Origin of the sequence: Methylobacterium sp. GC_Met_2, from assembly GCF_026540795.1 — a bacterium.
Taxonomy (GTDB): domain Bacteria; phylum Pseudomonadota; class Alphaproteobacteria; order Rhizobiales; family Beijerinckiaceae; genus Methylobacterium.
On record NZ_JALNUM010000201.1, the window covers coordinates 1 to 5,240 of the forward strand.

Consider the following 5,240-nt stretch of genomic DNA (forward strand, 5'->3'; position numbering starts at 1 on the left):
TTTTTGCACCACCCCCGCCTCCAACTCTTCCTCGCAAGCTCGAGCGATCCTGGGCAAGCCCAGGGTCGCCAGGGGAGAAGAGCGCGTCTCGGCCAGCGATGTGTGGATATCGTAGCCCACAGAGGGGGAGGGAAGGCGCGGATCCGGCGGCCCGCATTAAAAACGGCCGGATTGCTGAGCGATCCGGCCGGCGAGCTGACGTGAGAAGCGCGGGCTGAGGGCGCTCGCTGCCCTTACTTCTTCTTCTTGATGCCGCTCTGCGGGTTGAGGCTGCCGATATTGCCGCTCTCGCTCCCGGCGGCCGGGTCGATCACGGCGTTGACCAGGGCCGGCCGGCCCGAATTCATCGCCTCGTTGACCGCTCGGGTCAGCTCGTCCGGCGTGGTGACGTGGTAGCCGACGCCGCCAAAAGCCTCCATCATCCGGTCGTAGCGGGAATCCGGCACGAACACCGTCGTGGCCGGATCGCGGCCGGTCGGATCCGTGTCGGTGCCGCGATAGATGCCGTTGTTGTTGAACACCACGATGCAGATCGGCAGGCCGTACCGGCAGATCGTCTCCACCTCCATGCCGGAGAAGCCGAAGGCGCTGTCGCCCTCCACGCAGAGGACCGGCTTGCCGGTCTCAACGGCGGCCGCGACGGCGAAGCCCATGCCGATGCCCATGATGCCCCAGGTGCCGACATCCAGGCGCTTGCGCGGCTGGTACATGTCGATGATGCCCCGGGCGAGGTCGAGGGTGTTGGCGCCCTCGTTGACCAGAATCGCGTCCGGCCGCTCCTTCACGATGGTGCGCAGGGCGCCGAGGGCAGCGTGGAAGGTCATGGGCGAGGCGTTGCTCATGAGCTTGGGCGCCATCTTGGCGATGTTGGCCTCGCGCTTGGCCTTGAGCGTCTCGGTCCAATCTGACGGGGGCTGCTGCCAGCCCTTGCCCATGCCGTCCAGAAGCGCCTGAACGCAGGAGGCGATATCGCCGACCACCGGAGCGACGATCTCGACGTTCGAATCCATCTCGCGGGGCTCGATGTCGATCTGGATGAACTTGGTCGAGCCGGGCTCACCCCAGCTCTTGCCCTTGCCGTGCGAGAGCAGCCAGTTCAGCCGGGCGCCGATCAGCAGCACCACGTCCGAGTCCTTCAGCGCCGTGGAGCGCGCCGCGCCGGCCGAGAGTGGGTGGGTATCGGGCAGGAGGCCCTTGGCCATGCTCATCGGCACGTACGGGATGCCGCTGGTCTCCACGAGGGCGCGGATCGCCTCGTCGGCCTGGGCATAGGCGGCGCCCTTGCCGAGCACGATCAGCGGTCGCTTGGCGGATTTCAGGACGTCCAGCGCCCGGGCGATTGCCTCGGGGGCCGGGTGCTGGGCGGGCGCCGGGTCGATCACCTTGACCAGCGACTTCTGGCCAGCCTCGGCATCCATCACCTGGGCGAACAGCTTGGCGGGCAGGTCGAGGTAGACGCCGCCCGGCCGGCCCGAGCAGGCGGCACGGATGGCGCGGGCGACGCCGATGCCGATATCGGCCGCGTGCAGCACCCGGAACGCCGCCTTGCACAGGGGCTTGGCGATGGCGAGCTGGTCCATCTCCTCGTAGTCGCCCTGCTGCAGGTCGACGATCTCGCGCTCGGAGGAGCCAGAGATCAGGATCATCGGGAAGCAGTTGGTGGTGGCGTTGGCCAGCGCCGTCAGGCCGTTCAGGAAGCCCGGGGCCGAGACGGTGAGGCAGATGCCGGGCTTCTGGGTGAGGAAGCCCGCGATCGCCGCGGCGTTGCCGGCATGCTGCTCGTGGCGGAACGAGATCACCCGCATCCCCTCGGCCTGCGCCATGCGGCCGAGATCGGTGATCGGAATGCCCGGCACGCCGTAGATCGTCTCGATGCCGTTGAGCTTGAGCGCGTCGATGACGAGGTGGAAGCCATCGGTCAGATCGGGCTCCGCCTCGATCTCGGGGGTGGTGTGGACGATCTTGGCCAATGCGGTCATCGCAGGGTCTCCGGAAGGTCGATGTCGAGGGTGGCGGGGCGGACGGCCTTCAGGCCGCCCGGATCGGTCGGGCGGCGAGCGCCGCGGCGGGCTCGGGCTCGGCGAGGTAGCGGGCCCGCATCGGGCGGAGCAGGAACATGGCCAAGGCTGCCGCCGTGACATTCAGGACGATGATCAGCGTGAACACCGCGGACCAGCCGTAGGCCGTCGAGAGCAGGCTCGCGAAGGGCACGAGGAAGGCTGCGGTCCCCTTGGCGGTGTAGAGCAGGCCGGCGTTGCTGGCGGCATACTTGGACCCGAACGTGTCGCCACACGTCGCCGGGAACAGCGAGTAGATCTCGCCGAACACCCCGAAATACACCGCGGTCGCGAATACGAAGACCATCGGGTTGTGGCCGTAGGTCAGGAGCACGATCACCGCTGCCGCTGCGGTCGAGAAGGCGATAAACATCGTGTTTTCGCGGCCGATATGGTCGGAGACGTAGCCGAAGAACGGCCGCCCGAACCCGTCGAAGATCCGGTCGAGGGAGATCGCGAGCGTCAGCGCCGCCATTTGCAGGCCGAACAGGCTCACCGGGACGCCGGCGACCTGGAAGTCGTGGGCGATCGGGGCGATCTGCGCCGCCGCCATCAGGCCGCCGGAGGCGACCATCACGAACATCGCGTACATGACCCAGAAGACCGGAGTGCGGACGGCCTCGCGGGGGCTGCGATCGATCTTGGTCTGGGGCAGGCGCGTGCTCTTGCGCTGGACCTGCGCGATCGTCGACGGCTTGCGCAGCAGGAAGGCGAGCACGAAGACCACGGCGCCCTGACCGATCCCGAAATACAGGAACGCGTCCTGATAACCGCTGGTGGCGATCATCCGGGCGATCGGCACCACCGTGATGGCCGCGCCGGCGCCGAATCCGGCTGCCGTGGCACCAGCCGCGAGGCCGCGCCGATGCGGGAACCACTTCAGTGCGTTGCCCACGCAGGTACCATAGACCGAGCCCGCGCCGATGCCGGCAATGACGGCCCCGAGATAGAGAAGGAACAGGCTGTCGGCGTAGGCGTCGATGGTCCAGGCCAGGGCGATCATCACGCCGCCGAACGCCACGACGATCTTCGGGCCGTAGCGGTCCACGAACCACGCCTCGACCGGCACCAGCCAGGTCTCGGTGGCGACGAACAAGGTGAAGGCGAGCTGGATCGCCGCCCGGCCCCAATGATAACGTTGGTCGATCGGATCGACGAACAACGTCCAGCCGTATTGGAGGTTGGCGATCATGGCCATGCAGATCACGCCGAAAGCGAGCTGCCACCATTTCGCCGACGGCGAATCCTGGTGTTCCATCCCTAAGCCTCTCTTGGGCGGCGCGGCCTCTCGCGGCAGCGTCTCGTGCACCACGGATCATGCACATCCGTTCCAGGTATGCAATATACCAGGGTGAGACGGACGGAATGAACTGTCAGGCCGGCGATATTGTGCCGGTTTATTGGCATGGGGAATCGCTCCCCCACGCACCGAGGGTCGGCTGATCCGCCGGCCGCAAAGTCTGTTCGAGGATCGGGATCTCTGCGAGGTCGTCCGGCAGGCCGATCAGCGCGCGAGTGGCCACCCAGTCCGGCTCGTCGGCGAGAGCCGCGAACGCGGTGGGGTCGAGCCCGGTGATCCGTCCGCGATCGAGCCGCAGGATCGCCCGTCCGGTCTCGGGTTGAACGAAGCGGATCGCCGTCATCCGGCGCAGGCATTCCCGCAGGAAGGCGGTGTTGGCGGATGCCGAAAGGTCCGCGCCCTTGAAGACCGCGTCGGGCCCACGTGCGAAAATGTCGACCTTGCGGAAGCGGTCGATGTCGATCAGCCCCTTCACGTCGAGGATGTTAAGGATCCCGTCGGCCCAGAATGCGATGGTCCGCGGGCGATCGCCGAGCGGCACGCTGTTGTCGAGGAACTCGCAGACCACCTGCTTGTCGCGCGACAGCGCCCAGTTGAAGAACAGGCGCGGCATGCCCGTATAGGCCTCGACATTGTGAGCGAGGAGATCCTCCACGGCCTTGTAACGGCCGAACATCTCGCCGCGCTGCCAAGCCCGCTCCACGGTGTCGGCCGGCGGCGTGACCATGAATTGCATGTAGACCCGGTCACCGAATCGGGTGAGCAGCTGGCCGCCGCCATCGGAGCCGGCCTCGGCCTGAAAGCTGTCGAATCGGAACCGGTCGATCAGCAGGTTCGAGATCCGCCGCTCCGCCGCCTTGCGGGTGACGTAGCGGTCGAGCTTCATGTCGATGATCTCGACCTCGTAGCCCGTCAGGGTTCCGGCGTAGCGGGCGGCCGGCCCGAGGCTGTCGTAGTCGAGCAGATACTTGCGCCAGACATCGGGCGTGATCACCGCGAAGTCCGACCACGCCATGCCGAGGCGTCTGGCAAGACCGAGCTGATAGGGGCGGATCGTACTCTTGCCGGAGGCCGAGGCGCCCTTGACGTTCATCACCACCGGATGGTCCTGGGCGGCGAGCCGGCGGTAGCCGCGGGCCTCCACCACGGCGGCGATCCAGGGCTCGATCCGCTCGCCGATCCGGCGGCTGCCGTAGCCGTTGGAGACCAGCGTCCCGGCGAGGCTGCGCAGCAGCGCCGCGTCGCGGATCAGGGTGTTCTGTCGGGCGATGAGGCCGGACACGACCGTGCGGAGCGCCTCGCAGGCCGCGATCTCGAGGCCGTCGCCGGATTCCGACGCCCGCCGCTGCCAGGATTCGATGTGGAGCAGCGCCCGGGTCGCGCGGTCCACGCGCGGCGCCTCGACCGCGGGTGGGCGCCGGCCGAGGAGCCGGTCGAGCCAGCGCGGCTCCGGCGGGGGCGGGGCCGGCGGGTCGTCGAGGATCGCGGCGATCTCGCGGGCCAGGACCGCATCGGCCTCGGCGCGGATCCGCGTCAGGGCGTCCTCGACCTCTGCGAGGCGGGGCTCGACGCCCTCACGCAGGATCGTGGCGACGATCGCCCGGAAATTCACGCCGAGATCGGCGTAAACCGCGCCCACCGGCACGGACAGGTCCGACATGACCCGAATCAGGACCTCGTGGACGACGAGGCGGCTGGCCCGGAATCGCGTGAGTTGCCGGGCCGGCAGGCCGCACAGGTCGCTGAGATCGAGGGCCTCGCGCAGCGGCGTCTCGACGTGCTCCGGGCGGTAGACGGTGACCAGGGGCAGGAAGGCGGACGGCAGGTCTGAGCGGACACCGGGGTTCCATGGTCCGATGGGAGGCTCTGTGTGCTGGGCGACC

At 68.1% G+C, this 5,240-nt stretch carries 3 protein-coding genes; all 3 read right to left on the reverse strand.

Annotated elements, in window-relative coordinates; all coding sequences use genetic code 11:
* Window positions 1-233: 233 nt before the first annotated feature.
* Window positions 234-1,979, reverse strand: a complete 1,746-nt coding sequence (gene oxc / locus OXS49_RS32430) for an oxalyl-CoA decarboxylase (RefSeq protein WP_267428632.1) — start codon at window positions 1,977-1,979, stop codon at window positions 234-236.
* 49 nt (window positions 1,980-2,028) lie between these two features.
* Window positions 2,029-3,315, reverse strand: a complete 1,287-nt coding sequence (gene oxlT / locus OXS49_RS32435) for an oxalate/formate MFS antiporter (RefSeq protein WP_244008140.1) — start codon at window positions 3,313-3,315, stop codon at window positions 2,029-2,031.
* A gap of 139 nt (window positions 3,316-3,454) precedes the next feature.
* Window positions 3,455-5,240 (reverse strand): hypothetical protein (locus OXS49_RS32440; RefSeq protein WP_276082351.1); only part of this gene is annotated, 1,786 nt, incomplete at its 5' end.

Excerpts from the sequence above, each read along its gene's own strand:
- oxc (WP_267428632.1), bottom strand. The coding sequence starts at position 1,979 with ATGACCGCATTGGCCAAGATCGTCCACACCACCCCCGAGATCGAGGCG.
- oxlT (WP_244008140.1), bottom strand. The coding sequence starts at position 3,315 with ATGGAACACCAGGATTCGCCGTCGGCGAAATGGTGGCAGCTCGCTTTC.